The organism is Acidobacteriota bacterium, assembly GCA_016716905.1.
Classification (GTDB): domain Bacteria; phylum Acidobacteriota; class Vicinamibacteria; order Vicinamibacterales; family SCN-69-37; genus SYFT01.
Genome location: JADJUS010000004.1, coordinates 880,512 through 904,052 on the forward strand (window position 1 = coordinate 880,512; position 23,541 = coordinate 904,052).

Genomic DNA, 23,541 nt, shown 5'->3' on the forward strand with positions numbered 1-23,541 from the left:
ATTTCGGAGCCCCGGAATGCCCTCGCTCACCAACGTGGAAATCGCGGTGCTCATCGCGGTCGTTCGACTCGAACACGACGCCTACGGCGTCGCGATTCGTGACGACCTCGAGGGCTTCCTCGGGAAGCCCGTCTCCCTCGCCGCGGTCTATGCGGCCCTGACGCGGCTTGAGCGACGCATCCTGCTGCGAACACGCCGCTCAGCGCCTCTCGCCATACCGGGAGGGCGCTCGAAGCGCCTGTACGAACTCACCCCTTCCGGCCGCACGCTCCTGAGGCACGAACAAACCGAATCCACCCGCCTCTGGCAGGCGCTGCCGGCGAGTGCTCGCAGAGTATTCTGAGACGTCATGTCTTATGCCATCGAACTCGGTCTTGATACCTTCGGCGACGTCACCGTTTCTCCTGACGGCTCGCTGATCTCACAGGCGCAAGCCCTGCGCCACGTCGTGGAGGAAGCCGTGCTGGCCGAATCGGTCGGCGTGGACTGCTTCGGCGTGGGTGAGCATCATCGCGCGGACTTCGCGATCTCAGCGCCGGAGGTGGTGCTGGCGGCGATCGCGGGGAAGACGACGAAGATGACGCTGGGATCGGCGGTGACCGTGCTCAGCACCGACGATCCCGTGCGTGTGTTCCAGAGGTTCTCCACACTCAACGCGCTGTCCAACGGCCGCGCCGAAGTGATCCTCGGACGAGGATCGTTCACCGAGTCGTATTCGCTGTTTGGCTACGACCTCTCGCAGTACGAGGAACTGTTCGAAACCAAGTTGGCGCGCTTCGCCGGTTTGCTGAAGGGAGCCCAGGTCGTGTATCCACCGATCGAAGCGGGGACCCTGCGAACGTGGGTGGGTGTGGGCGGCAGCCCCGAATCCGTGGTCAGGGCCGCGCGTCACGGTTTGCCGCTGACGCTCGCCATCATTGGCGGCAGCGCACAGCGGTTCCGTCCGTTCGTGGATCTGTATCACCAGTCACTCGCGAAGTTTGGCAAGCCGACCCAACCCGTGGCCGTGCACTCACCGGGGCACATCGCCGCCACGGACGACCAGGCCAAAGAGGAGTTGTGGCCGCACTACCAGGCGATGATGACGCGTATCGGCGCCGAACGCGGATGGCCTCCGGTGGCACGCGCAAATTTTGAACGTGAAGCGGGACCGGACGGCGCCTTGTATGTCGGCTCGCCCGAGACCGTGGCCGCCAAAATCGCGCGCACGATCCAGGCACTGGGCCTGGCGCGCTTCGACATGAAATACAGCGCCGGCACGTTGCCGCACGCGCAGGCCATGTCGAGTATCGAACTCTACGGCACCAAGGTGGCGCCGCTGGTGCGCGACCGCCTCGCGGGCTAGGCTACTTCAGCGCGTCGGCGCAGTACTGGACACACTTCTTTGTCTCGGCCACCGGATCGGATCCTTCAGGGATCCGGTACTCAAGCTCGACCGTCGCCGGAAACTTCCACGCCCGCGCCTTCATCGTCTGCAGGATGTCCTTGAGCGGCGTGTCTCCGGTGCCCCAAGGCACGTTCTCACCGCCGTTGGCTTTGGACTTCCTGTCCTTGATGTGCACGCTCGAAATCCTGGCGTGGTGTTTCTCCAGGAATTCGATCGGCGTTCCGCCGATGTTGCCGGCCGCCACGTAGTGCCCCAGATCCACATTCGCCATGTTGCCGGGCGACAGGGCGAACGCCTGGTCGAAGGCCGTCATCGAGCCCTGCAGGTGCGTGTGATACGCCGCGTAGACCTTGCGCTTCATCGCGAAATCGCCGATGCGCTTGAGCTGCGCCTCATCGTTCGGCAATTCCAGCGTCGTGTGCGTGCAGCCGAGTGCTTCGGCCACGTTGAACACGTATTCGTACTCCTCGTCCGACATGTTCGGGCTCAGGATCTTCACGGCGTAGATCGAGACGCCCGCGTCGTTGTACATCTTGCGCAGCGCCTTGTACTTGTCCATGGATACGGAGGTGCGCCAGGCTTTTAGCGCTCCCTGCGCTGCCGCCTGAGCGGCGCGCTGTTCGGCCTGCTGTTCGGGCGTCAATTGGACGCCTCGTCCGCCGCGGCCACCCCCTCGCCCCGAGGCCGGTCGGCCCGCAAACGCCTCGGCCGGTCCATCCATCAACTCGATCGCGCTGATGCCTGAGTCAATCACGTAACGCAGCGTGGCCTCCGCGCTCTGGTCGGGCAGGCTCCGGAAGCTGTAGGTAATGGCCCCGATCTGGACGCCGCTGAACAGGGAGTTCGGCCGGCTCTGGCCGAACCATGCCCCTGCCACTGGTTCGCCGAGCAGCCCAACGGCCGGTGCCGCCGTCAGAGCCAACTTCGTGAATTCACGTCGTGTGTACGTCATAGCGGGCTGATTGTATCCCGCGCGGCCCTCTGCGGCGTCCGGTCGCTCAGGCCGACGCGTCGATGACCCGGACCATGCCCGACTGCCTGGCGTAGTCCAGAATGCGTCGGTCGCACGTAACCAGCGGCACTCCGTACTCGCGGGCCGTCGCCACCAGACACCGGTCAAACGGGTCGAGCAGGGCCGTCGCCGGAATCATCCCGGCGTCGACGGCGATGTCCCGCTCGATGTCAATCACTTTGAAGCCGGCGCGCTCGATCGAGTTCCGGATCCACCGGTCCGCGGGCTGGGAAAAATGCAGCCGACCTGCCGTGTGCAACGCCGCAATCTCAAAGACCGACGCGCTTGAGACTGACGCCGCTCGAATGCCAGTGGCCTTACCGAGTTGCCGCCGTGTCCGCGGTCCGAGCTTCCGCGGCTCGTCATTCACCAGCCAGATCCAGACGTGCGTATCCAGCAGCACTCGTCACTCCTCGTCGTCTGGATTTTCGATGCTCCAGGTGGCCGGCACCGAATCAAAGGGCCGCTCGTACTTCAGCACCGTACCCTTCATGCTGCCGAGAGGAGATCCCTGTTGCGCGGCTTCCACCGGCACAAGTCTCGCGACGGGCGTGCCGTGACGCGTGACGATGTACTCGGCGCGCGATTCCTTGACGTGGTCGATGAGCTCCAGGCACCGTGCCTTGAAAGCGGCCGAGCCGACAGAGGAACGAACGGGTGGGGCCTTCGCCATGACCACAATTTTATGGCCATCTATTGCAAGGTGCAAGGGTGGTTGATTCCGGTCAGGTTGACACGATCCCGGGTGATCGTTTACACCTGTAAAGGTGAAGCGCCCCTACGACCTCACCGACCAGCAACTCGCCATCATGGGTGTGGTCTGGGAACGCGGCGAGGCCACCGCGCACGAGATCCACCAGGCCCTCGAAGACCGTGCCGGTCTGGCTCGCGGCACTATCGGCACCATGCTCCATCGGCTGGAGCGCCAGCGCATTCTCGCGCATCGAGCTGAGGGTCGTGAGTTCTGGTACCGCGCCCTCGTCAGCCGAGAGGACGTCATGGCCGCACGAGTGGACGGACTCGTCGGCGGGCTCTTCAGCGGCGACCTTACCGCGATGGTCAGCTTCGCAGTTTCCAAGCCCGCCGTCAGCAAGGGCGACATCAGCAAACTGCGAAAGATGCTGGACGCGCATGACGCGAAGCGGACCAGGCGATGATTCCGACGCCGATGGCCGAAGTCCTTTTTGTGGTCGGCGCCGCGTTCCTGGCCGCTTGGGTCCTGTCGTACCTCCTCCACAGTACGGTCGTGTGCCTTGGCGCAATCGCCATCACGCGCACCTGGAGCGTTGGGGCGGGGGATCGCGCCACGATGTGGCGGTTTGTCCTGATCGCGCCTGTTGTGAGCGCGTCGATTACGGCGGTCGGATTGAGCGAGGCCATGCCCTTGACCTGGGACCTGTCGCGCCTGGCCCCGCAGGCGCTGGTGGATTGGCGCGCCGGCGTGTTCGTCCTGATGCCGTTGCTGGTGGTGCCCTTCGTTCTTTTCGCGGGGCTAAAGGCTGGCCACACGCTGCTCAGGCAGGTCTTCGGCAAGCGTCGTCGGGCACCCGCAGTCCTGCAGGACGAGGCTGCCTTGCTTGCGTCCGCGGTGGGCTGCCGCGTACCTCGAGTGACGCTCTCGGAGGCTGCCGGCGTGCCGGCAGCCATTGGCCTGTCCGAGATCTGCATGCCGGCAGCGCTGTACGCCTCAGCGCCGGCTGACGAGCGGCGCGCTCTCATCGCCCACGAGATGGGCCACTTGAAGCGCCGCGATCCACTCTGGTTCATGGTCGCCGGAAGCCTGGTGCGGTTGACGGCATTCCAGCCGTTGAATCGCATCGCGATGTCGCGGCTGCGCGAGGCGTCCGAGGACGCAGCAGACGACGTCGCGGTGGAGGCCACAGGCAATCCAGTCGCGCTCGCGCGCGGGCTCGCGCGGCTGGCGACGGCCATCGTCGCGCTTTCGGGCGGGGCCGCGGCGTCGGGTTCGCCGGTGGTGGCGCGGGTCAGCCGGTTGCTCGACGGGCACCGAGGACCGACGCCGCCACGCCGCCGATCGACCGGCGTCGCACTGGCGACATTGGCGCTGACAATCGTCGTGTGGTTCGGCCCCGGCGTGTCGGCCAACCCGGAGTTGGTGGCGGATCGGCTGCCGTGGCTGGCCTCGAGCAAGGAAGAACCCAACCCGCGGATGCTCGAGGTGCGGCGCATCTTGCGCGCGTGGCGCGACGCGATCAATCGCGCGTTCTGACGATTCCCTGAAAGGACATTGGCAATGAGTGGCGAACGGATTCGAACGGCTCTATCTTTTACTATTGTAAACGTCATGTTCGTGCTGGCGGGCGCGATGGCCACGGCGGAGCAGCCGTGGATGGCCTATGCCGATGCGTCGGAGGCCGGCTTCTCAACGGCCGCCCTCGAAGAGGCACGCGTCTTTGCAGATTCGAACCGTGCTGCGGCCGTGATGGCGCTCTATCGCGGTCGTGTTGTGGCCGCCTGGGGTGCGGTTGATCGACCGTTGATGGCGCACTCGGTGCGCAAGAGCCTGGCCGGCGCCTTGTACGGCATCGCCGTTGATGAAAAGGTGCTGTCGCTATCCGACACGTTGTCTGAACTGGGCATCGACGATGAACCGGCGCTGAATGCGGAAGAGAAGCGCGCGACGTTCAGGGATCTGATTGCGTCCAGGTCCGGCGTCTATCACGGTGCCGCGTACGCGGATGCCGATCAGGAGAAGCAGCGTCCCGCGCGCGGCAGCCATCCGCCGGGGACGTTCTGGTTCTACAACAACTGGGACTTCAACACGGCCGAGAGCGTCTATCAGCAGAAGGCCGGCGAGGACATCTATGCGGCCTTCCACCGGCGGATCGGCCGTGTGATTGGGATGGAGGACTTCGAGCCCGCGCGTCAACTCCGCGTGCTGGAACCGTCGCGGTCGCGGTTCCCCGCGCACACCTTCCGGATCTCGACGCGCGACCTTGCAAGATTCGGCCAGCTGTACCTGCAGGAAGGCCGTTGGGGCAGCCAGCAGGTGGTGCCTGCGGCGTGGGTACGCGAGAGCTTTCGTGTGCATTCAATGACCGGAGAGAAGACCGGCTACGGCTACCTGTGGTGGATCTACGAAGCCGGGTCGCTCGGCGCAAATTACCCGACGCTCGACAAGATGGCCGTCTACCTCGCGCGCGGCACCGGCGGCCAGACCGTGTTTGTCATTCCGCAGGCCGAGATGGTGGTCGTGCATCGCGGCGACACGGACAATGGCCGGTCGGTAGCGGGTCCGTCCATCTGGCAACTGGTCGAGCGCCTCGTGGCCGCGCGGCAGGGCGTTGCAGTGGCCGCGCCACGCCTGATGCCGATGGTGGTGCAACCGTTGGCGTCCAATCTGCCCGCACCTTCCGAGCCGGTGGTCATCCCGACCGACTCGGCCACCCGTCGCCGCTTCTCCGGCGAGTACGTTGTTGCCCCCGGCGCGGTCGCGCGTGTCTTCGAGTACAACGATCGGCTCTTCATGTCCATTCCCGGTCAGGGCGAGGCAGAGTTGTTCGCGACGGCTCCATCCATCTTCACGCTCAAGGTGGAGCGCGGTGTCACGGTGGTCTTTCAGTCGGGCGGCGACGGTGTCGTCACTGGAGTTGAGGTCACGATCGGCCGCCAGAAGATTGTGGCCGTCAGAAAGTCCTGACCGGTCGCCGGTCTACTTCCCGGTCTGGGGACCGTCCTTGTGAGAGAGGTAACGCTCGCGCCAAATCGGGTCCGTCAACTCGCCAAGCTCCCGTCCGAATGTCTCAAGCCCCGCCGCGTAGTCAGGATCGTCGAGCGCCGCCGCCGCGTCCGCATCGATCGGTTTGGCCGGATGACATTTCAGCATGGCCCGGAATTCCGCATGGTGGTCGCGAATCGGGCAGGGCATCAGCCAATTGCCGTTGCCGGTGTAGGTTTGGCCCTCCTCGCGGTAGCCGTATTCATGCTGCCAGTTGCGGAATGCCCCGAACAGCGGCTCGGACCACACATCGTCGAGCGTGCCGCCCCTCGCAAAGACGTCCTTGATGTTCACCGGCGAATACGGCACGAAGACACATGGGCACACGTCACCGTTCCAGTTCATGTAGAGATAGCCACCCGCGCGCCCGCCCGCGATGCACCCGTTGCTGGCGGTGGCGCTGTTCCAGAAGTCTAGAAGACTTCTTCGCGACGCAGCCGCTCCATGGCGAGCAGCACTTTGTCGAATACACCAGTCCCGCGGCGCGCATCCGTCTTCTCGCGCAGGCCTTCCACCGACAGGCTGGGACTGAGGTTGCCCAGTTCACCGAGCCGTCTGGCCACCTTGTCGGTGATCAGTGTGCCGTTGGTGTAGGAGATGAAGAAGCAATCCGGATGTGCCTCGGCCAGGTCGAGGATGCCCTTGCCGCCGTCGTGATACGCGAAGGGCTCGCCGCCAGAGATCACGAAGAAGCGCGTGCCCCACTGGTTTCGCGCGTCGGTAACGATGCGGTCCAGCGTGGCCCAGTCGAGTTTTTCCGCGGTGGGGCCGGCGTCGGCATAACAGCCGATGCAGCGCAGGTTGCAGGTCTTGCCTGGGCTGAGGGTGAGAAAGTCCGGCGGGCTGCTGCCGTGTTTCTCACGGAAAAGGTCCTTCGCGTGATTGTCTCCGCGCCGGACGATGACGTCGTAGACGAGTCGGTCGAGGACACCCCGGATCGACTCACTGCCGAGCAGGCCCTGTTCGAGCGCACGGTCCGCAATGTTCAGCAGGGCCAGGCCCATGGCCAGCTTGTCGTCCCGGACACCTGGGGGATGGCGGCCGTCCGGGACCGCGGCGTTTCGGCGGAGGCGATGTTCGACGGCGGCCATAAGCGCATGCCGCAGGGGCGGTACATGGCCGATGCTCCGTGCGGTCCAGGTCAGAGTGGAGTAGGCCGCCCGATTAAATAGGCCGCTGGTGCGTTGCATGTCCGCCTCCCAAGTTGCATTGAGGCGCTGCAAGACTGACGCCAGATGTCTGGAGGCGTCCAGGGGAGGCCATCCCTCCGTTACGACTGGGGAGTGCTGAGAATTCCGCTGAAATTGGTCGGGGCGAGAGGATTCGTGCCTGGCGCGGCGAGAGCCGCGCGCCGCCTGAAACCATCGCCCGGACCATGACCGAGCAAGTGCGAGGGATTGGTCGGGGCGAGAGGATTCGAACCTCCGACCCCCTGCGCCCAAGGCAGGTGCGCTACCAGGCTGCGCTACGCCCCGACCGAACAGCCAGTGTACCCCGTTCGCGGCCTTATTGCAGCGCGTCGAATGTCGTGACTTGTTCGTAAGCCCCTGGATTTGGGGCGAAGTGGTCGGGGCGCACCGTCAGGATGACCTGCCATCCGGCCGCACGGGCCGCCTCCAGCTCGGCGGCGACATCTGACAAGAAGAGAATGTGTGCCGGGTCCAGGGCCAACGCCGACGCGATGCGCGCGTAGCTATTGGCCGACCGCTTCGGGCCCACCATGGTGTCGAAGAAGTGACTGACGAGCGGCGTCAAATCCCCGTCGTCGGTCATTGAAAAAATCAGCCGCTGCGCCAGGACGCTGCCCGAGGAGTAGATGGCCAGTGTGAGGCCCGCAGCGTGCCAGCGCTTCAGTGCCGACGGCACGTCGGCAAACGTCGCGCCGCGAAGCTGGCCGGCGCGGTAGCCGATCTCCCAGATGTATCCCTGCAACGCCTTCAAGGCCGGCGACTTCCGATCGCGATCCATCAGCCACAGGGCGTACGTGATGACCGAGTCGAGCAGTTCGTCACGGGTGCCTGACCGCCAGGGCCCCGCGCCCATCACCTGAGCTTCGGCGGCGTGTTCTGTCGCGAATTGCACGGCCAGCTCACTGACCAGGTCTGTGTTCGCCGGGTCCAGGACAAACGCCTCAAGATGCCTGCGTGCGTACGCAAACAGCACCTCGTGCACGAACGCCATCGGCGTGGTGGTGCCTTCGATGTCGAGCACCACGGCCCGCACGCCTCGTTCACGAAGTGAGCGCGTCACAAGCCCGGTGGGGGAACGGGGAAGTAGACGCTACCGAAGCAGAGCGGCTGGAAGCGGGCGTCCGCGCCGCTGTTTGTGTAGTGCGGCGTCCAGCCAGACGGATCCTGGAAGAGCCGAATGGCCCGAATGCGACGGTCGGAACAGAGGTCGAACCAGTGGTGCGTGCCGCGTGGCACCCGAATCAGGTCACCGGCCTCGACCTCGATCGCAAACACCGGGTCTTTCGTCGTCGGATGGATGTGGAACACGCCGCGGCCTTCGATGATGAACCGCACCTCGTCTTCGTCATGCCAATGTTCACTGCTGAACTTCTTCAGCATCGCGTCCAGGTTCGGCGTGTCGGGGAACACATCAATGACGTCGGCGGTCACATACCCGCCCTTGGCGTTCAGTTCCTGGATCTTCGTTTGATACGCCGCGAGCACATCTGACGCGGGCGCACCGGGCGGGAAATCGACGTCGGGCACCGCGCGCTCGTATTCGATGCCGGCTGCGGCCAGGAATGCCGCCACGCCAGCGGTATCTTGAATCGTCCGACCTTCATCTGGAATGCGGATCAGGGCCATGCGCGATCTCCTTACATCTGCGAACGACGTCCGACGGTTTCGAGCAGGAACTCCAGCGCTTCCACGTGCCGCTCGGCCTCGGCCACGGTGCGGCCCCAGGTGTAGAGCCCGTGTCCCCGCAGCAGGAACGCGTGCGCATCGGCGTGTTCTGCCAGAGCCCCCGCAACCCCGTCTGCCAACCGGGCCATGTCCTGATCGTTCTCCACGATCGGCACCCACTCACGGTGGGTGTGCGTTGTCACGCCCTCAAGGGCCTTCAGCATCTCGAAGCCCTGAAGCGCGAGGCCGCCGTCAGCCGCGTGATGTTCAGACAGCATCGTGCTCCAAACAGAGTGGGTGTGCAACACAGCGCCGGCCTTCCTGGCCCGCACGATCTCCAGGTGGAGCCTGGCCTCGGCCGAAGGCCGAGCGCTGGTCCGGCCGACCGGCCTGGCCGACCCGTCTATTGTCAGGAAATCTCGAGGCGTCAGTGTGCCCTTGTGCGCGCCGCTTCGGGTGATGCAGAGTCGCAAGGGCGATGGCGAGACGACGGCGGAGAAGTTGCCGCTCGTGGCCAGCACCCAGTTGCGGCCGTAAAACCGGCGGCCGGCCTCGATGAGCGACTTCACGGGAGACGTGCTCGACATTCGCGCCTGGTGTCAGTCTGCACGCAGGCTCGATGCGGGGTCGATTCGTGCCGCGCGCATGGCGGGCACGAGCGCCGCGATGGAACCGGTCGCGGCAATGATCATGGCCACGGCTCCGAGCGTGAGCGGGTCCGTCGGCGCGGTATCAAACAAAAAGCTCTTGATGACGCGCGTCGCGAAGAAGGCGCCACCCACACCCAGCATCGTTCCGATCGCAATCGGGATCGCGGAGTCGCGGAGCATGGTGCGCACCACCTGGCCCGGCCGCGCGCCAAACGCCAGGCGCACACCAATTTCAGACGTTCGGCGGGTGACTGAATACGCCGTCATCCCGAACACGCCGACCAGCGCCAGCGCCATGCCAAGGCCGCCGAGCAGGCCGAGCAGCACCGTCCGGCGCCGCGGCGTCACCACGCGCTCGCCGAACAATTCTTCGCTAGTGCGAATGCGTTCCACCAGCACACGCGGACCGATGCCCTGCGCGACCTTCCGTAGCTGATCCGGCAGGCCGGGGATGGCGCCTGACGGGCGCATCACGACCATCATTGCGGTATTGAGATCGTATTCAGAGATTTGGAGCGGCAAAAAGATCTGCGACTCCTGCCGCGTTGACAGTGGCCCGCCGTGCTTGAGGTCGGCAATGACTCCAATGACGGTCCACGGTGCCTTGTCGGGTCCGCTGCGCGTGAACTCGCGTCCGATCGCCAAGCCATCAAAGAATGTCTTGGCGGCGGTCTCATTGATAACCGCGCCGCGAAGACCCGCGGCGAAGTCCGCGTCCGTCGGCAACCTTCCCGATTTCAACGCGGCGCCAATCGTCTCGAAATAGCCTGGGGTGACCTCAAACGTGGTCGAACCATCAGCCTTTGCGCCAGCGGTGTAGAACGAGAACGATGTGCCGCCGCCGAGCTGGAAGTTGTCCACGATGCCGACCGAAGTCATTCCAGGCAGTGTTCGAAGCTGTTGCAGCAGGGTCGCGTAGTACTGCTGATGGGCGCCGGGATTTCGATCCAGGGGCAGTGCCTCCATCACCACGAGGCCGCGCGCGTTGAAGCCGAGGTCCACGGCCGAGATTCGCATGAAGCTGCGAATCATCAGGCCCGCTCCGGCTACCAGGATGACTGCCAGCGCCACTTCGGCGGCAATCAGCATTTGGCCGCCACGCCGTGACAGCGCTGACCCGCGCTGCCTGCCCCCACGCGCCAGCACCGATCCCAGTTGTACGCGCGACAGGCGAATGGCTGGCGCAAGCCCGAACAGCATCGCCGTCGGTACCAGCAACGCGGCGGTGGCGGCCAGTACCTTGAGGTTCAGCGTCACCGGCGAGTTGGACGAAATGGACAACGGCACGTTGGCGACGATGGCGTCGAGCGAGAGCCAGGCGAGCAAGATGCCAAGGGCGCCGCCAGGGATGGCCAGCACCACACTTTCAGTGAGCAGCTGCCGAATCAGGCGCCCGCGTCCCGCACCCATCGATGCGCGCACTGCAAGTTCAGACTGTCGCGCCGCGCCGCGGGCCAGCAAGAGGCCCGCCACGTTCACGCAGGCGATCAGAAGAATGAGCGCCACAGCGCCCGCCAGCACATTGATCGTGGTCCGCGCCTGCGAAAGCGCGGAGTCGAGCCTCGATTGGATCGTGACGGTGGACGTGGTCTGCTTGCCATCCGGCAAGGTGCGCCGCTCCATGCGCGCCGATATGCGCTCACGCGCCTGCTCGATGGTGATACCGGGACGCAGGCGGGCATAGACGCTGCCGGTCAGGCTGCCCGTGCCCCTCCGCGAATACATGTCAAGCGGGACGCGCGTCGGTACCGAGACGGGTGTGGTGGCGTTGAACCATGGAGGCAACACCCCAATGATGGTGGCCACCTCGGTATCGAAGCGGACCGTCTCGCCAATCACGTTCTCCCGCCCGGCATAACGGCGCTGCCAGTATCCGTAGCCCAGCAACGCCACGAGCGGGGCTCCAGGGGCTGTCTCTTCGCGTGAAAAGTTCCGGCCGATGAGGGGCGTGATGCCGTGCATCGGCAGATAGTCCTCGGTGAAGTGCGACACCTGAATCCGTTCGGGTTCCGCCCCTTCGACGATGCGTCCGCGGAAGGCGCTGCCCAGGGTTGCCACGTGCTGGAACACGTCATCCGACTTCTGCCACAGCCGCATGTCCGCCATCGACGGCGTCCCTCGCGAGACTTTGCCGTCGGGCATCAGTTCCTCGGGATTCAGTGACACCAGCTGCTCGGGGTCGGGAAAGGGCAGTGGCCGCAGCATCGTGGCGTCGATGACCGAGAAGATGGCGGTGGAGACTCCGATGCCGAGCGCGAGAGTCACTATCGCGATGAGGGACGAACCGCCCTGGCGGAGCAGCTGACGGAAGCCGTAGCGAAGGTCCTGGGTCAATGCATCCATGGTGGGAAGTCTGACGCCAGGCACCACCTGGCGGACGGTGCGAGTTGCAGTGCCGATCGGCCGGAAAGCCCTGGCGGGCTTTCCGACCGTCGTGGATCGATCTGGTCTCTTACTTGGTCATCGTGAACGGCTGCCCGGTGAATCCAGAGCCCTGCAGGGTTCCGGAAATCGAGCGGCCGGTGGTGGCCATCGTGCCGGTCATGGTGAAGTCGGTGAATGCGCCAATCTTGACGCGCATCGTCAGGTTCCCGTTCACCAGAATCTGACCCGGCTGCGCGGGGTCTGTGTTGCCACTGCCGATACCGGGCAGGAAGAACGTGCCGGTCACGAATCCGGACGTGTTCTGGGCCAGCGAGAAGGTGGAACCCGCAAGCTGTCCTACGGTGACGGTCCAGTTGCCGGCCGCGCTGCCGACAATGAAGTCCACGCCACTGCTGGCCGTCAGGCCTCGGCCGTCGGAGACCGTGACCGTGCCGCGGCCATTTCCGCCGGGGCTGACAAACACCACCTGCGCGGTGCTGCCGGTGCGGGCGTTGCCCGCCAGATCCCAGTTGTACGAGACGGGGTCGCCGTCGGGATCCGACGCCGTGGCGACGAAATTGAAGACCTGCAAGTCGGCGATGCCGAACGTCGGATTGACGGTGACGCTCGCGATGACAGGAGCGCGATTCGTAGGCGTCGGTGTCGTGGGCGTTCCGCCGTCGCCGCCGCTGGACTTGCACGCGACGAGAACGATGAGGAGACTGCAGCTAACCAAGTGCTTGAACATCAGGACTGCCTCCCAGCAGCGCCGGGAGTATACCCCAATATCACGATAGAATCCGGTCGTGCGCCTGTGGACAGCCGTCGCGATCTGGGGCCTCGTCCTGGCGACCGCCCAGCAGACTCCTCCCGTGTTCCGGGCCGGGGTCGATCTTGTTGTGGTGGACGTGGTCGTCCTCGACAAGGATGGCCAGCCAGTCACCAACCTGACCGCGGCGGACTTTGAGGTCTCGGCCGGTCGCCGGCCACGCCGAATTGTCTCCAGTGAGTTCGTTGGCGTTACCCGCTCGCGCCGCACGATCACCGCAGAGTCAACTGCGCTCCCTGCGCCTTCGAGCAACCGGCAGGCGGCCTCGGGGCGGTCGATCATCTTCGCCGTGGACGTGGAAGAGATTCGCGCCGGCGAGGGGCGCAGCGCGATGCGGGCGATCGGCGAGTACCTTGATCAGTTGGGGCCTGATGACCGCGTGGGCCTGGTCTCGTTGCCATACGGCACTCCCCGTGTGGAATTGACCACCAACCGGCAGATTGTGCGAGACGCCGTAGGGCAAATCGCTGGTGCGTCGAACAGAGTGCGCGACCAGCGGATGACACCCGGCGAAGCCGCCGGCGTCGCGCTCGGCGATACCGATGCGCTGATGGCGCACTGGGAGCGTACGGCGGGGCTGCAGGCGTCGAATTTGCCGGGCCCCCTGTCCGGCGCGTGTGGTCCGCCAGGCTCGCGCCCTTTCGAAATGCCGGCGACTGTTCCGGAAGGGTGTAAGGACGCGGCCCAGCGGGCGCAGGACGTCCATCTGCGTCATACCCGCAACATCCTCGACTCGTTGCGCGCCCTGGCCGAGGTCATGGCGCCGATCGAGGGGTCGAAGGCACTGGTCCTTGTGTCGGAAGGCATCACCAACGACATGCAGGTACGCGACTCCTTGCGCAAGTTCTCCGACGCCGCCGAACGTGCGCGCGTGGCGTTGTACGCGCTGCACCTGGATGCGCCGCTCGCCGAGGCCGCCGCGGGTGGGGGCAATGCGACAGGCACACGAATCCTCGACGATCGTCTGGGCTTCGACAGCATGGCCGAGATGTCCTACACGGCGCGCGGCACGGCGTTTCGTGTGGTCGGCAGTGCGACAACTGCGCTCCAGCGGATTGATACGGAACTGTCGGGTTACTACCTGATCACATTCGAGCGGAGCCCCGAGGATCGCGATCGGGATCGTCTGGGTATTGACGTGCGCGTGACGCGGCCGGGCCTCGACGTGCGGGCACGCAAGGAAGTGGTGCTCGAGTCTTCGTCCAAGGGGACGGTGGTCGCGACCAAGGCGCCTACGGATGCGAAGGGTGCGATGGGAGCCTTGCTGAAATCGCCGGCGTCCGCCCGCGAGATCGGCATCGACCTCGACACATTTGTGTTTCCCGTGGATGGCTCGTCCACCGACGCGCGCATCACGATTGCCGCTGAGATTGCGGCTGATGGAAAGCCGGTGGATGTTGGGTTCGAGGTCAAGGACACGACCGGGCGTGTGGTTGCCGACACATTTGACCCCCGGGCGGAGATTCGCCTGCTGCCGGATGGGCGTGGACTGTACCCGGTGTCCGTGGTCGTGCCGCCGGGTTCGTATGCCTTGACGCTGGGTGTCATCGATGCCGATGGGCGGCGCGGCAGCGTGACGCACACGATGGAAGTGCGCGCCTGGCCCATCGACACACTCCGCATGGGCAGCGTGGTGTTCGGCGAAATCTCCGGCGGCGCCTTCCGTCCAGTGGCGCGCGTGGGTGCCGGCGCGATCAGCCTGGCCGTTCGTGTGGAAGCGCATGCGGCAACCGCGGGGATGTTTGAGAATGCCACGGTGCGTGTTGAGACGCTGCGCCTCGGCGAAACAGCCGTGATCTCGTCTCAGGCCGCACAGTTGGTCAGCAGCGCGGACCCACTGCGACGCGCCGCGACGAGTGTGCTGGAGTTGGTGCGTCTCCCGCCAGACGACTACGTCATTCGCGTGACCATCGAAGGCGCGGATGGCCGCGTGCTGGGGCAGCAGGCACGCGTCTTGTCGTGGGCCGGCGCTCGGTTGCGACCTTGAGACCCAGGCCGCGCTACGAGGTGGCGCAGCGAACAATCGCCGCGCCCGTCCGGTCGATGTCCGCCTCAGTCGTGGACCAGTTGCTGAGGGCCACACGCAGCGCGGCCATCCCGTGCCAGGTGGTGCCGCTGGCCCAACACGTGCCGTCGCGCTGCAGGCGGTCGATCATGGCGCGTGTGGCGGCATCGGGATCAGGTCCGGAAGTGACCCGCACGAGCACCTGGTTCAGCACCACGTCATTGATGACCGCGAGACCCGAATGAGCTCGTAGCTGATTGGCCAGGCGCGTTGCGAGCCGGCAGCATCGTTCCACCAGATCGGCCACGCCCTGGCGGCCCATCGAACGAAGTGCCGCGTAGACGGGAATCGCCCGGCCCCGGCGCGATTCCTCGGGCACGAAGTCACGCGGGTCTCGTTCAGCCGCCGTCTCCACAATGTACGCCGCCGCCATCGTCATCGCCGCGCGATGTGAGGCGGTGTGGGCGGTAAAGACGAGGCCGCAGTCATAGGGGACGTTGAGCCACTTGTGGGCGTCCGTGGCCACCGAGTCGGCCCTGTTGATTCCGCGCACAAGGTGCGCCAGCACCGGACTCGCTGCGGCCCACAGGCCAAACGCGCCATCCACGTGCAGCCATGCGCCCCGGGCGTTCGCGGCGTCGGCAATCTCTTCGATCGGGTCAAACGCTCCCGAATTCACATTGCCGGCTTGCGCGCAGACGATGCAGGGGCCGGAGCCGATGGAGAGGGCCTCGCGCAACGCGTCGGCCCGCATCCGGCCCTGGTCGTCGGTAGGGACGCGCCGCACGCGGCTCGCGCCCAGGCCCAGCATGCGAAGCGCGTTGAAGATGGTGTAGTGCGATTCGTCCGAGACCACCACGTCGATGGGCGGCGCACCGAAGAGACCCTGCGCTTCCACATCCCAGCCGGCCGCCGCCAGCACATGATGACGAGCGGCTGCGAGCGCCGTGAAGTTCGCCCCCTGGCACCCGGTGACAAACCCGGTGCTCCAGTGTGCCGGGAGTCCCGCAAGCTCTTTCAGCCATCCGGCCGTGATGTCTTCGACTACCGCCACCAGCGGCGAGAGCACATGCACGCCCGCGTTCTGATCCCACGCGGAGACCAGCCAATCGGCTGCCGTGGCCGCCGGCAAGGAGCCACCGACGACGAAGCCGTGATAGCGCGGGCCCTGTGTGGCGACGGTGCCTCGCTCAGCGGCATGCGCGAGCGCGTCGATGATGGCGCCCTCTGGATCGCCTGTCTCAGGCAGGACACCGCCCAGCGCAGCGCGAAGCTCATCGGCGGTCGCCGTGGCGCCGACGTGGCGGTCGGCAATGGTCTCCAGGTACTGCGTAGCGTGCGAAGCGGCGCGATTCAGAAGATCAGTACGGTCGGACATAAGCCAATTGTCGGGGTCCGGGAGTCCCGGAGTCCAGGGGGCAAGCTCGAAGACTGCAGGCTACCGATTCAACGCAACCCCAGCACCTGAATGCGAAACGGTTCGTCTTCGAATTGCAGCGGCTGCGTCAACCAGGCTCGTTGGCGGCGATCGCGGGCGATGGCCGTGACGATGAGCAGGGTGCCCGATAGCGAGAGGAACAACGGCCACGAGAACAGGCTCAGCTGAAACAACGAAGCCAGCAGGCTGGTGACAAGCACGTAGATGATGAGCGCGCCGATGAGGGTGAAGACCAGCGGCCGCTTTCCCGGAATCCAGGTGCAGGTGAACGGCACGCGACGCCAGTCGAGCAACATCACTTCAGCCATCGCCAATCCCGCGAGAGCCGAGAGCAGTACCGTGCGCCAGGCGTCGATGCCGATCACCCAGAATTGCAGCGGCACCGCGATCGCCAACACGGGCACGACGACCAGACGCAGGCATGCCCGATCGACAGCGGCCAGATGTTGGGCGCGCGGTTCCGGGCCGTCGGTGACGCGGAAGATCCAGTTGGCGCGAGACTGGACTGGGAGCAGGAATGACGTCCTGAGTCCGGTCAAGCCGGTGAGCATCAGGACCAGAGGGAAGCCAACCGCCGCGGCCAGAAGCGCGGGAGGCGCCGGTTCATCCCACCGGAAGGTGCTGGTCAGAAAGCCGTCGAGCAGCGCCTTGGTCACCACGCCGCCGCCAATCGCCGCAAACACCAGGAACAGCAGCAACGGGAGACGATTGCGCCACAGCGTGGCCCGAGTGAATGGCCACACGCCCATCTGTGGCAGGGGAGGGCGCGCTGACGTTGTCCCGGTTCGAGTGTCGCGCGGGGGCGGCAGCACGAGGCGTTCGAAGCGCCGGTACAGCAAGGCGTAGGCGCAGATGCCGGCCACGATCACCGCGCTCGTGCCGAGCACACCCGTCCACGCCATGCGCTGCCAGTATGGGTTCGCAACGCCGAGAAGCACGCGTTCCATTCCCACGAACCATGCCGGAGGGAAAAATGCGAGCACGGCGGGCTCGCTCGCCACCCACATCCGCTGTGCCGGCAATTGCAGAACAAAGGGCAACGCGAGGATGGCGCCGGTGATGACCGCGCTCGGCACAATGACTCCCAGGCGCTGAAGCCATTGCCGCGGCGCCCACATGGATCCCAATCCCTGAATCGCCAACACACAGCCGAAGCCCAGCACGCCTGACGACATCGCCGCCAGTCCATGCGCGAGGATGCGGCCCGTGATCGTCCCTTCGGCCCAGCGCTGGTGCGTGAACATCGGGAATGCAATGGCGGCGAACGCGGCGAGTGACAGCAGCAGCGCCCCGACAAACAGCGCCAGCGCCGCCAACTTGGCCGCGAAGATGCGCCGCCGCGTGATGGGGAGCGGCACAAGCGTGAGGTAGTCCACCTCGTCGGGGAACATCGACGGCGCAACAAGCGCTGCGACCACCATCGCCACGAGGAACGGCAGCGTCAACATGAACATGCTGTCAGTGACCATCGCCCGCCTGAACGGTTCGGGGTCGGGCAGGTAGCCCAGTTCCAGGTAGATCCGCGAGAACTGACGCGGCAGCATGAATCCCACGCTGACCAGTCCGGCGACGACGCCGAACAGCAATCCGCGCACGGCCTCCACGCCATCGTCCTGCAGCACGCCGCGGCCGATGAGGCTGCCCAGGAAGTGGCGGACCAACGGTCTCAGACTGCGCAAGGGGTTCACCGTCCTCGCACGGTGTTGACGATGTCGGTGGCGATGGCGGAGTAGTCTTCCTGCTGCGTGACCTCGGCGAAGACGCCTTCGAGAGTCGGCGTGCGGTCGCTGCGCAGGTCGGCGATGCGGCCGTCGGCCACCACTTTGCCTCGATGCAGGATCACCACGCGCTCGCAGACTTTCTCCACCACATCCAGGCGGTGCGAAGAGAAAAGAATGGTGCGGCCTTCGCGCGCGAGTGCCTGCAGAAAGGTACGGAACAGGAGGTCGGCCGAGACGTCGAGTCCGGAGAAGGGCTCGTCGAGGATCAGGAGTTCTGGGTCGTGGAGGAGCGCGGCGGCCAGTAGCACACGTTGGCGCATGCCCTTGGAGAACGTGGCCATCGTTCCGTAACGCGCGTCGTGCAGGCCGAACAGTTCCAGGAGGCGTTCGCCGGTGTGCCGGCACGTGTTCGGGTCCAGTTCCCGCAGCGCACCTACCAGCAGGAGGTATTCGATCGCCGAGAGGTGGGTGTAGAGCTGCGGTTCCTCTGGCACGTAGCCGATGCGGCGCTTGAAGGCGATGGGATCGTCTTCGAGGGAGGAGCCGTCGAGCGTGATCGTGCCGTTGTCGGGTTCGAGCAAGCCGACGAGCATGCGGATGGTGGTGCTTTTGCCTGATCCGTTCGGGCCGAGGTATCCGAGAATCTCGCCTGGCGCGCACGAGAAGCTGACGTTGTCGACGGCCAGCAGGCCGCCGTAGCGCCGCGTCAGGCCGCGGACGTCAAGCACGGCGTTTTCGAGCGGCGGTGCCGGAGTTGGGGCACCAGGAACCAGAGCGTGAACGTGATGGCCGAGACGAGCGGCAGGAGCATGACCACACGCGACCATTGAAAGGCGCTGCCGACGAGCGTGGCCGCGAGGCCCTCACAAATGCCGACAAGCGCCGTGGCGTAGGCCGCGGTCAGCCACGGCACGCTCGTGCGCATCCACTGGACGGTGATGGACCAGATGAGGTCTGCCGCGACCGCTGCGAGCAGGACGAGGACGCCTCGCGTCCGGCCGGTGTGCCGGGCATCGCGGAGGGCATCGTTGAAGTCGGCCGCCATGCTGTCGGCAAACGTCGAGTGGAAGGCGGGGGGATAGACCGCTGTCATCCAGCGATACGCCCGGACTGGCCAGGGATAGATGACGGCGGCGCGTGGAGACGTCATGCGCGTCTGGGCCTCAAGTGCACGCGCGCGGCCTTCACCAGGTCTTCCATGCGCTGGACATCGGCCTGAATCGCCGTGCGGCCTTCACGATTGAGCCGGTAATACCGCCGCCGCGCATCCGCCTCATCGTCGGGGGGATCGATTTCGTCCACCCAGCCGAGGTCGAGCAGGCGCTGCAGCGTGCCATACAGCGTGCCGGCCTGCATGGTCATGCGGCCATCGGTGCGCTGCCGGATGTCCTTGAGGATGGCGTAGCCGTGGCGGTCGCCGCCCGTGAGTGCGAGCAGCACGTGAAACACCGCCGGTGTGAGCGGGGGAATATCGTCGGGCATATCAGCGTGCGACATGTATACCTGCTACGTGTATAGTTGTCAACGTCATGGTGAGGATCGCGATGATGACGGGCGTCGCGCTGCTCATGGCCGGAGTGGCTGCAGGCTGCTGGCCCCGCGAAAATGTTTTGGCGCGCAGCCGCGCGCTGGTGGTCACGCGCACCTACGACCAGCGGGGGCCGCGGGTGTTTGTGGAGACGCGGGCCGGTCGCGTGCGTGACGCCGTGGGGCAAGTGCTGTCGGTCCCGATGCTGCTGGGTGCCGATGGGGTACTGGGCGCGGTCGGGGCCGGAGTACATCACGCGTGAACGGCTGCAGGATACGAGGGTGCTGGTGATCGATCGACTGCCTGAACAACTGGGCAACCGGCGCACAATCACGCTGGTGTCGCGGTGGATCGAGTCCGGCGGCTCAATGATGGTGCTGATGGCCGGCCAGGGGCCGGAGGTACGAACGGAGCGTGGCCTGGGACGAGTGGCGGTAATCGACCCTTCGGCGTTTGCCGCGCCGGACTTTGTTGCGCGTCTGCAGGCGGCCATGCATTGGCTCGCCAGATTCACTGATTCCCGATAAAATCAGTCGGATGAAGAGGACGAACACGGTCAAGGTCTGCCTGATCGCGGCCGGCGTTGCGGTCGTGGTCGGATGCGCCGGTCAGGTATCGGCGCAGGTGCCGCCGGCACCGCCGGTACAGGTCGTGCAGCCTGGCGCGCCCGGGAAGCCGAGCCGCGAACTGAGCGAGTCTGAGCGGCCCAAAGCGGTGGCCTCAAAACACTCGCCCGCGGATACCAAGTTCATGCAGGGAATGATCGGTCACCACGCACAGGCGGTGGAGATGGTGGACTTGCTCAAGACGCGCACCGATCGCGAGGACATGCGCATGTTAGGGAAGCGCATCGAGGTGTCGCAGAACGACGAGATCAAGATGATGCGGCTGTGGCTGCAGACGCGCGGCGAGTCCATCCCGAGCGAACACGCGCATCACATGCCAGGCGGGATGATGCCGGGGATGTTGACGCCGGAGGAAATGGAAAAACTTCGCGCGGCGAAGGGCGCGGAGTTCGATCGGTTGTTTCTTGAAGGCATGATCAGGCATCACGGCGGTGCCCTGGTCATGGTGCAGGAACTGCAGTCGTCTCCGGGCGCGATGCAGGAAGCCGAGATTCATGATTTTGCAACACACGTGGACGCTGACCAGCGGATGGAAATTCTCCGCATGAACACCATGCTGAAGGGCATCAAGAAATGAAGAAGCAGTCGATCTGGATTGGATGTGTGGTGGCGGGCCTGTTTGTGTGGGCCGCCGAGGGTGGAGCGCAGCAGGTGCAGCAACCGGGGCAGGACCCGCGCGTGGGCCTGAAGGCCGGTGCGACCGATGCGGGCGTGGCGGCGCGCAACATGGAATTGGTGGCGACTCTGCCCAAGCCTCCGGGCTTTGGTGACGCGACCGGCACAGGTGGCCTGGCCTTCGCGAACTCGGACATCGCCTTCAAGGGCGGCAACATGTTCATCGGCAGCTTTGCCGGGTTCAATTTTTACGACATCGAAGACCCGCGCAAGATTCGGCTGCGGACGTCGGTGCCGTGCCCGGGTGGCCAGGGTGACCTGTCGGTGTTTGGCAACCTGCTCTTCATGTCGGTTGAGCAGGGCAACGGCCGCGTGGATTGCGGCACGCAGGGCGTGACCGGCGCGCCGAATGCCCCGAGCCCGGAGCGCTTCCGCGGCGTGCGCATCTTCGACATCACTGACCTCAACAAGCCCGTGCAGGTGGCCGCCGTGCAGACGTGCCGCGGCTCACACACGCACTCGCTGGTGCCGAATCCGAAAGACCCGTCGATGATTTACGTATACGGGTCGGGCACCGGCGGCGTGCGGTCGGACAAGGAACTGGAGGGGTGCTCGTCTGGCGATCCGAACGCCGACCCGAATACGGCGCTCTTCAGCATCGATGTCATCGCGGTGCCGGTCAAGAACCCCTCGGCGGCGAAAATCGTCAACCGTCCCCGCATATTTGCCGACACGCAGACGGGCGCGATCGCCGGACTGTGGCCGGGCGGCGCGCACGGCGAAGGCACGCAGCGTACGTCCACCACGAACCAGTGCCACGACATCACGGTGTATCCCGAACTGGGTCTGGCCGCCGGCGCGTGCTCGGGTAACGGCATCCTGCTCGACATTTCGGACCCCGTGAATCCGAAGCGCCTCAGCGAAGTTTCGGACATCAACTTCGCCTACTGGCACTCGGCCACGTTCAACAACGACGGCACCAAGGTCATCTTCACCGACGAGTGGGGCGGCGGCACATCACCCCGTTGCCGCGAGACCGACCTGCCGAGCTGGGGCGCCAACGCCATCTTCGAAATTCGCGACAAGAAGATGATCTTCCGCAGCTACTACAAGCTGCCCGCGGCGCAGACGGACTTTGAGAACTGCGTGGCGCACAACGGCTCGCTCATCCCGGTGCCCGGCCGCGACATCAAAGCGCAGGCCTGGTACCAGGGCGGCGTGTCGGTGTTTGACTTCACCGACGCCACCCGCCCAGTCGAGATTGCGTTCTTCGACCGCGGTCCCGTCTTCGCCGACAAACTCGTGACGGCCGGCTATTGGTCCACGTATTGGTACAACGGTTTCATCTACGGGTCGGAAATCGCGCGTGGCGTGGACGTGTTTGAACTCAAGCCGAGCGAATTCCTCTCCGAGAATGAGATTGCCGCGGCGAAGCTCATGCAGATGAACGAGTTCAATGCGCAGTCACAGCCCAAGATGGGCTGGCCGCAGGTGCCGGTGGTGGCGCGCGCCTACATGGATCAGCTGACGCGCAGCAAGAGCCTGAAGGCCGAACAGGCCACCGCGCTCAACACTGCGCTGACAGCTGTCGAGCGCGCCAGCGCGGCCGACCGCGCCGCCGCGGTTGCCGCACTTGAAGCGCTGCTGCCTGCGCTCGAAAAGCAGGGTGGCTCCGCGAACCCCATCGACGCCGCGAGATATCGCGCGATGGTGGCCACACTTCGCGGCATCGCCGCGAAGTAGGGAAAGGGGACGGGTCTCGATCTGTGGAAAACTCCGACGGCGAAAACGACCTCTGAGGTCACCTACCTCAGAGGTCGTTTTCGGCCCCGGAGTTTTCCACAGATCGAGACCCGTCCCCCTATTGTCCCGAATGCTCGACTAGTCTTCCGACATCAACTCCCGCTTCGCGGCGGCGAGTTCCTTTTTCTGCGCCGCGCTCAGCATCGGATAGTCCAGCGTCAGCCCCTCCATCGTCTCCGTGATGATCGAGGCGACGACCGCGCGCATGAACCATTTGTTGTCGGCCGGGATGATGTGCCACGGCGCCCAGACGGTGCTCGTGTGCCTGAAGACGTCTTCATACGCCTTCATGTAGTCCTTCCAGAAGCCGCGCTCGTGCACGTCGCCCGCTGAGAACTTCCAGTTCTTGGCCGGGTCTTCGATGCGATCCAGGAAGCGCTGTTTCTGCTCCTTGCGCGACACGTTCAGGAAGAACTTCAGCACCACCGTGCCGTTTTCGACGAGGTAGCGTTCGAAGTCGTTGATGTGCGCGAATCGCTCCTGCCAGATGTTTTTGTCCTGCTCCATGTGTTCGGGCATCTGCTGCCCCTGCAGGATTGCCGGGTGAACACGCGCGATCACCACTTCTTCGTAGTGCGAGCGATTGTGAATGCCAATGCGACCGCGCTCGGGCACGGCTTTCATGGATCGCCAGAGATACGCATGGTCGCGTTCCTCCGCTGAGGGCGCCTTGAAGCTGAAGACCTGACAGCCCTGCGGATTGATCCCAGACATCACGTGGCGGATTGTGCCGTCCTTGCCGGCCGCATCCATCGCCTGAAAGATGATGAGGATGGAGTACGTGTTCTGCGCGTACAGGCGGTCCTGCATTTTCGAGAGCTGACGCACGCCTTCTTTAAGCAGTTCCTGGGCATGCCCCTCGTCCTTGAGGCCGCCGGTCCAGTCCGCAGGATGGTCTTTGAGGCGAAAGCCCTTGCCGTTGGCAATCGTGAGTCGCTTGGTGATCTTGCGCAGGTTCTTCATCCAGCT

26 protein-coding genes and 1 tRNA gene are annotated in these 23,541 nt (G+C 65.2%); 10 read left to right on the forward strand and 17 right to left on the reverse strand.

Annotated elements, in window-relative coordinates; all coding sequences use genetic code 11:
• Positions 1 to 16 precede the first annotated feature (16 nt).
• Complete coding sequence (locus IPL75_07825) at positions 17 to 343, forward strand: helix-turn-helix transcriptional regulator (GenBank protein MBK9240167.1); 327 nt, start codon at positions 17 to 19, stop codon at positions 341 to 343.
• A 6-nt stretch (positions 344 to 349) separates the two neighbouring features.
• Entirely contained in the window at positions 350 to 1,345 is a 996-nt protein-coding gene (locus IPL75_07830; GenBank protein MBK9240168.1) for an LLM class flavin-dependent oxidoreductase, read from the forward strand.
• Position 1,346: 1 nt separating this feature from the next.
• On the opposite strand, the gene IPL75_07835 is transcribed toward IPL75_07830, so the two are convergent.
• The 3 genes from IPL75_07835 to IPL75_07845 are packed head-to-tail and all read right to left on the reverse strand — an operon-like array spanning position 1,347 to position 3,072.
• A complete protein-coding gene (locus tag IPL75_07835) occupies positions 1,347 to 2,339 on the reverse strand; it encodes a sugar phosphate isomerase/epimerase (protein ID MBK9240169.1) in 993 nt (330 codons plus the stop codon).
• 46 nt (positions 2,340 to 2,385) lie between these two features.
• Entirely contained in the window at positions 2,386 to 2,802 is a 417-nt protein-coding gene (locus IPL75_07840) for a type II toxin-antitoxin system VapC family toxin (protein ID MBK9240170.1), read from the reverse strand.
• A gap of 3 nt (positions 2,803 to 2,805) precedes the next feature.
• Complete coding sequence (locus tag IPL75_07845) at positions 2,806 to 3,072, reverse strand: type II toxin-antitoxin system Phd/YefM family antitoxin (protein ID MBK9240171.1); 267 nt, start codon at positions 3,070 to 3,072, stop codon at positions 2,806 to 2,808.
• Between the two features lie 94 nt (positions 3,073 to 3,166).
• Between IPL75_07845 and IPL75_07850 the strand changes: the two genes are divergently transcribed.
• The 3 genes from IPL75_07850 (at position 3,167) to IPL75_07860 (ending at position 6,060) form a co-directional block, all read left to right on the forward strand.
• Positions 3,167 to 3,556 (forward strand): BlaI/MecI/CopY family transcriptional regulator, encoded by a 390-nt coding sequence (locus tag IPL75_07850; GenBank protein ID MBK9240172.1) that lies wholly within the window; start codon positions 3,167 to 3,169, stop codon positions 3,554 to 3,556.
• Positions 3,557 to 3,567: 11 nt separating this feature from the next.
• A complete protein-coding gene (locus IPL75_07855) occupies positions 3,568 to 4,629 on the forward strand; it encodes a M48 family metalloprotease (GenBank protein MBK9240173.1) in 1,062 nt (353 codons plus the stop codon).
• Between the two features lie 75 nt (positions 4,630 to 4,704).
• Positions 4,705 to 6,060, forward strand: coding sequence for a serine hydrolase (locus IPL75_07860; GenBank protein MBK9240174.1), 1,356 nt, complete (start codon positions 4,705 to 4,707; stop codon positions 6,058 to 6,060).
• 12 nt (positions 6,061 to 6,072) lie between these two features.
• Here the strand turns inward: IPL75_07860 and IPL75_07865 are convergent, their stop codons facing one another.
• The 8 genes from IPL75_07865 to IPL75_07900 form a co-directional block, all read right to left on the reverse strand.
• A complete protein-coding gene (locus tag IPL75_07865; protein MBK9240175.1) occupies positions 6,073 to 6,483 on the reverse strand; it encodes an SPASM domain-containing protein in 411 nt (136 codons plus the stop codon).
• Positions 6,484 to 6,551: 68 nt separating this feature from the next.
• Positions 6,552 to 7,328 (reverse strand): radical SAM protein, encoded by a 777-nt coding sequence (locus tag IPL75_07870; protein ID MBK9240176.1) that lies wholly within the window; start codon positions 7,326 to 7,328, stop codon positions 6,552 to 6,554.
• A gap of 208 nt (positions 7,329 to 7,536) precedes the next feature.
• Positions 7,537 to 7,613: transfer RNA gene (locus tag IPL75_07875), tRNA-Pro, on the reverse strand.
• A gap of 31 nt (positions 7,614 to 7,644) precedes the next feature.
• Complete coding sequence (gene mtnC / locus IPL75_07880; protein MBK9240177.1) at positions 7,645 to 8,319, reverse strand: acireductone synthase; 675 nt, start codon at positions 8,317 to 8,319, stop codon at positions 7,645 to 7,647.
• A gap of 65 nt (positions 8,320 to 8,384) precedes the next feature.
• Positions 8,385 to 8,954 (reverse strand): cupin domain-containing protein, encoded by a 570-nt coding sequence (locus IPL75_07885; GenBank protein MBK9240178.1) that lies wholly within the window; start codon positions 8,952 to 8,954, stop codon positions 8,385 to 8,387.
• An 11-nt stretch (positions 8,955 to 8,965) separates the two neighbouring features.
• The gene (gene mtnB / locus IPL75_07890) at positions 8,966 to 9,580 is read right to left on the reverse strand and encodes a methylthioribulose 1-phosphate dehydratase (GenBank protein ID MBK9240179.1); all 615 of its coding nucleotides are present in this window, start codon (positions 9,578 to 9,580) and stop codon (positions 8,966 to 8,968) included.
• Between the two features lie 12 nt (positions 9,581 to 9,592).
• The gene (locus IPL75_07895; protein MBK9240180.1) at positions 9,593 to 11,986 is read right to left on the reverse strand and encodes an ABC transporter permease; all 2,394 of its coding nucleotides are present in this window, start codon (positions 11,984 to 11,986) and stop codon (positions 9,593 to 9,595) included.
• Between the two features lie 109 nt (positions 11,987 to 12,095).
• Positions 12,096 to 12,755: a hypothetical protein gene (locus IPL75_07900; protein MBK9240181.1), complete on the reverse strand. Its 660-nt coding sequence runs from the start codon at positions 12,753 to 12,755 to the stop codon at positions 12,096 to 12,098.
• Between the two features lie 58 nt (positions 12,756 to 12,813).
• Here IPL75_07900 and IPL75_07905 point away from each other — a divergent pair, with 58 nt between their 5' ends.
• Complete coding sequence (locus IPL75_07905) at positions 12,814 to 14,823, forward strand: VWA domain-containing protein (protein ID MBK9240182.1); 2,010 nt, start codon at positions 12,814 to 12,816, stop codon at positions 14,821 to 14,823.
• Between the two features lie 13 nt (positions 14,824 to 14,836).
• Here the strand turns inward: IPL75_07905 and IPL75_07910 are convergent, their stop codons facing one another.
• The 5 genes from IPL75_07910 to IPL75_07930 all read right to left on the reverse strand — a co-directional run bounded on the left by IPL75_07910 (position 14,837) and on the right by IPL75_07930 (position 19,497).
• A complete protein-coding gene (locus IPL75_07910; GenBank protein MBK9240183.1) occupies positions 14,837 to 16,219 on the reverse strand; it encodes an aspartate aminotransferase family protein in 1,383 nt (460 codons plus the stop codon).
• 68 nt (positions 16,220 to 16,287) lie between these two features.
• Positions 16,288 to 17,958, reverse strand: coding sequence for a hypothetical protein (locus IPL75_07915; GenBank protein MBK9240184.1), 1,671 nt, complete (start codon positions 17,956 to 17,958; stop codon positions 16,288 to 16,290).
• 5 nt (positions 17,959 to 17,963) lie between these two features.
• On the reverse strand, positions 17,964 to 18,728 hold the full coding sequence (locus IPL75_07920) for an ABC transporter ATP-binding protein (protein MBK9240185.1): 765 nt from the start codon (positions 18,726 to 18,728) through the stop codon (positions 17,964 to 17,966).
• Positions 18,707 to 19,150, reverse strand: coding sequence for a hypothetical protein (locus IPL75_07925; protein MBK9240186.1), 444 nt, complete (start codon positions 19,148 to 19,150; stop codon positions 18,707 to 18,709). Before IPL75_07925 ends, IPL75_07920 begins: the two co-directional genes overlap by 22 nt.
• The gene (locus IPL75_07930; protein ID MBK9240187.1) at positions 19,147 to 19,497 is read right to left on the reverse strand and encodes a helix-turn-helix transcriptional regulator; all 351 of its coding nucleotides are present in this window, start codon (positions 19,495 to 19,497) and stop codon (positions 19,147 to 19,149) included. Before IPL75_07930 ends, IPL75_07925 begins: the two co-directional genes overlap by 4 nt.
• A gap of 32 nt (positions 19,498 to 19,529) precedes the next feature.
• On the opposite strand from IPL75_07930, the gene IPL75_07935 reads away from it, so the two are divergent.
• The 4 genes from IPL75_07935 to IPL75_07950 are packed head-to-tail and all read left to right on the forward strand — an operon-like array spanning position 19,530 to position 22,512.
• Positions 19,530 to 19,790 (forward strand): hypothetical protein, encoded by a 261-nt coding sequence (locus IPL75_07935; protein ID MBK9240188.1) that lies wholly within the window; start codon positions 19,530 to 19,532, stop codon positions 19,788 to 19,790.
• A complete protein-coding gene (locus IPL75_07940; protein MBK9240189.1) occupies positions 19,747 to 20,055 on the forward strand; it encodes a hypothetical protein in 309 nt (102 codons plus the stop codon). Before IPL75_07935 ends, IPL75_07940 begins: the two co-directional genes overlap by 44 nt.
• 10 nt (positions 20,056 to 20,065) lie before the next feature.
• Complete coding sequence (locus IPL75_07945) at positions 20,066 to 20,731, forward strand: DUF305 domain-containing protein (GenBank protein MBK9240190.1); 666 nt, start codon at positions 20,066 to 20,068, stop codon at positions 20,729 to 20,731.
• Positions 20,728 to 22,512, forward strand: coding sequence for a hypothetical protein (locus IPL75_07950; protein ID MBK9240191.1), 1,785 nt, complete (start codon positions 20,728 to 20,730; stop codon positions 22,510 to 22,512). The genes IPL75_07945 and IPL75_07950 overlap by 4 nt, the downstream gene beginning before the upstream one ends.
• A gap of 138 nt (positions 22,513 to 22,650) precedes the next feature.
• Here IPL75_07950 and IPL75_07955 read toward each other — a convergent pair whose 3' ends face one another.
• Positions 22,651 to 23,535 (reverse strand): polyphosphate kinase 2 family protein, encoded by an 885-nt coding sequence (locus IPL75_07955; protein MBK9240192.1) that lies wholly within the window; start codon positions 23,533 to 23,535, stop codon positions 22,651 to 22,653.
• Positions 23,536 to 23,541 lie beyond the last annotated feature (6 nt).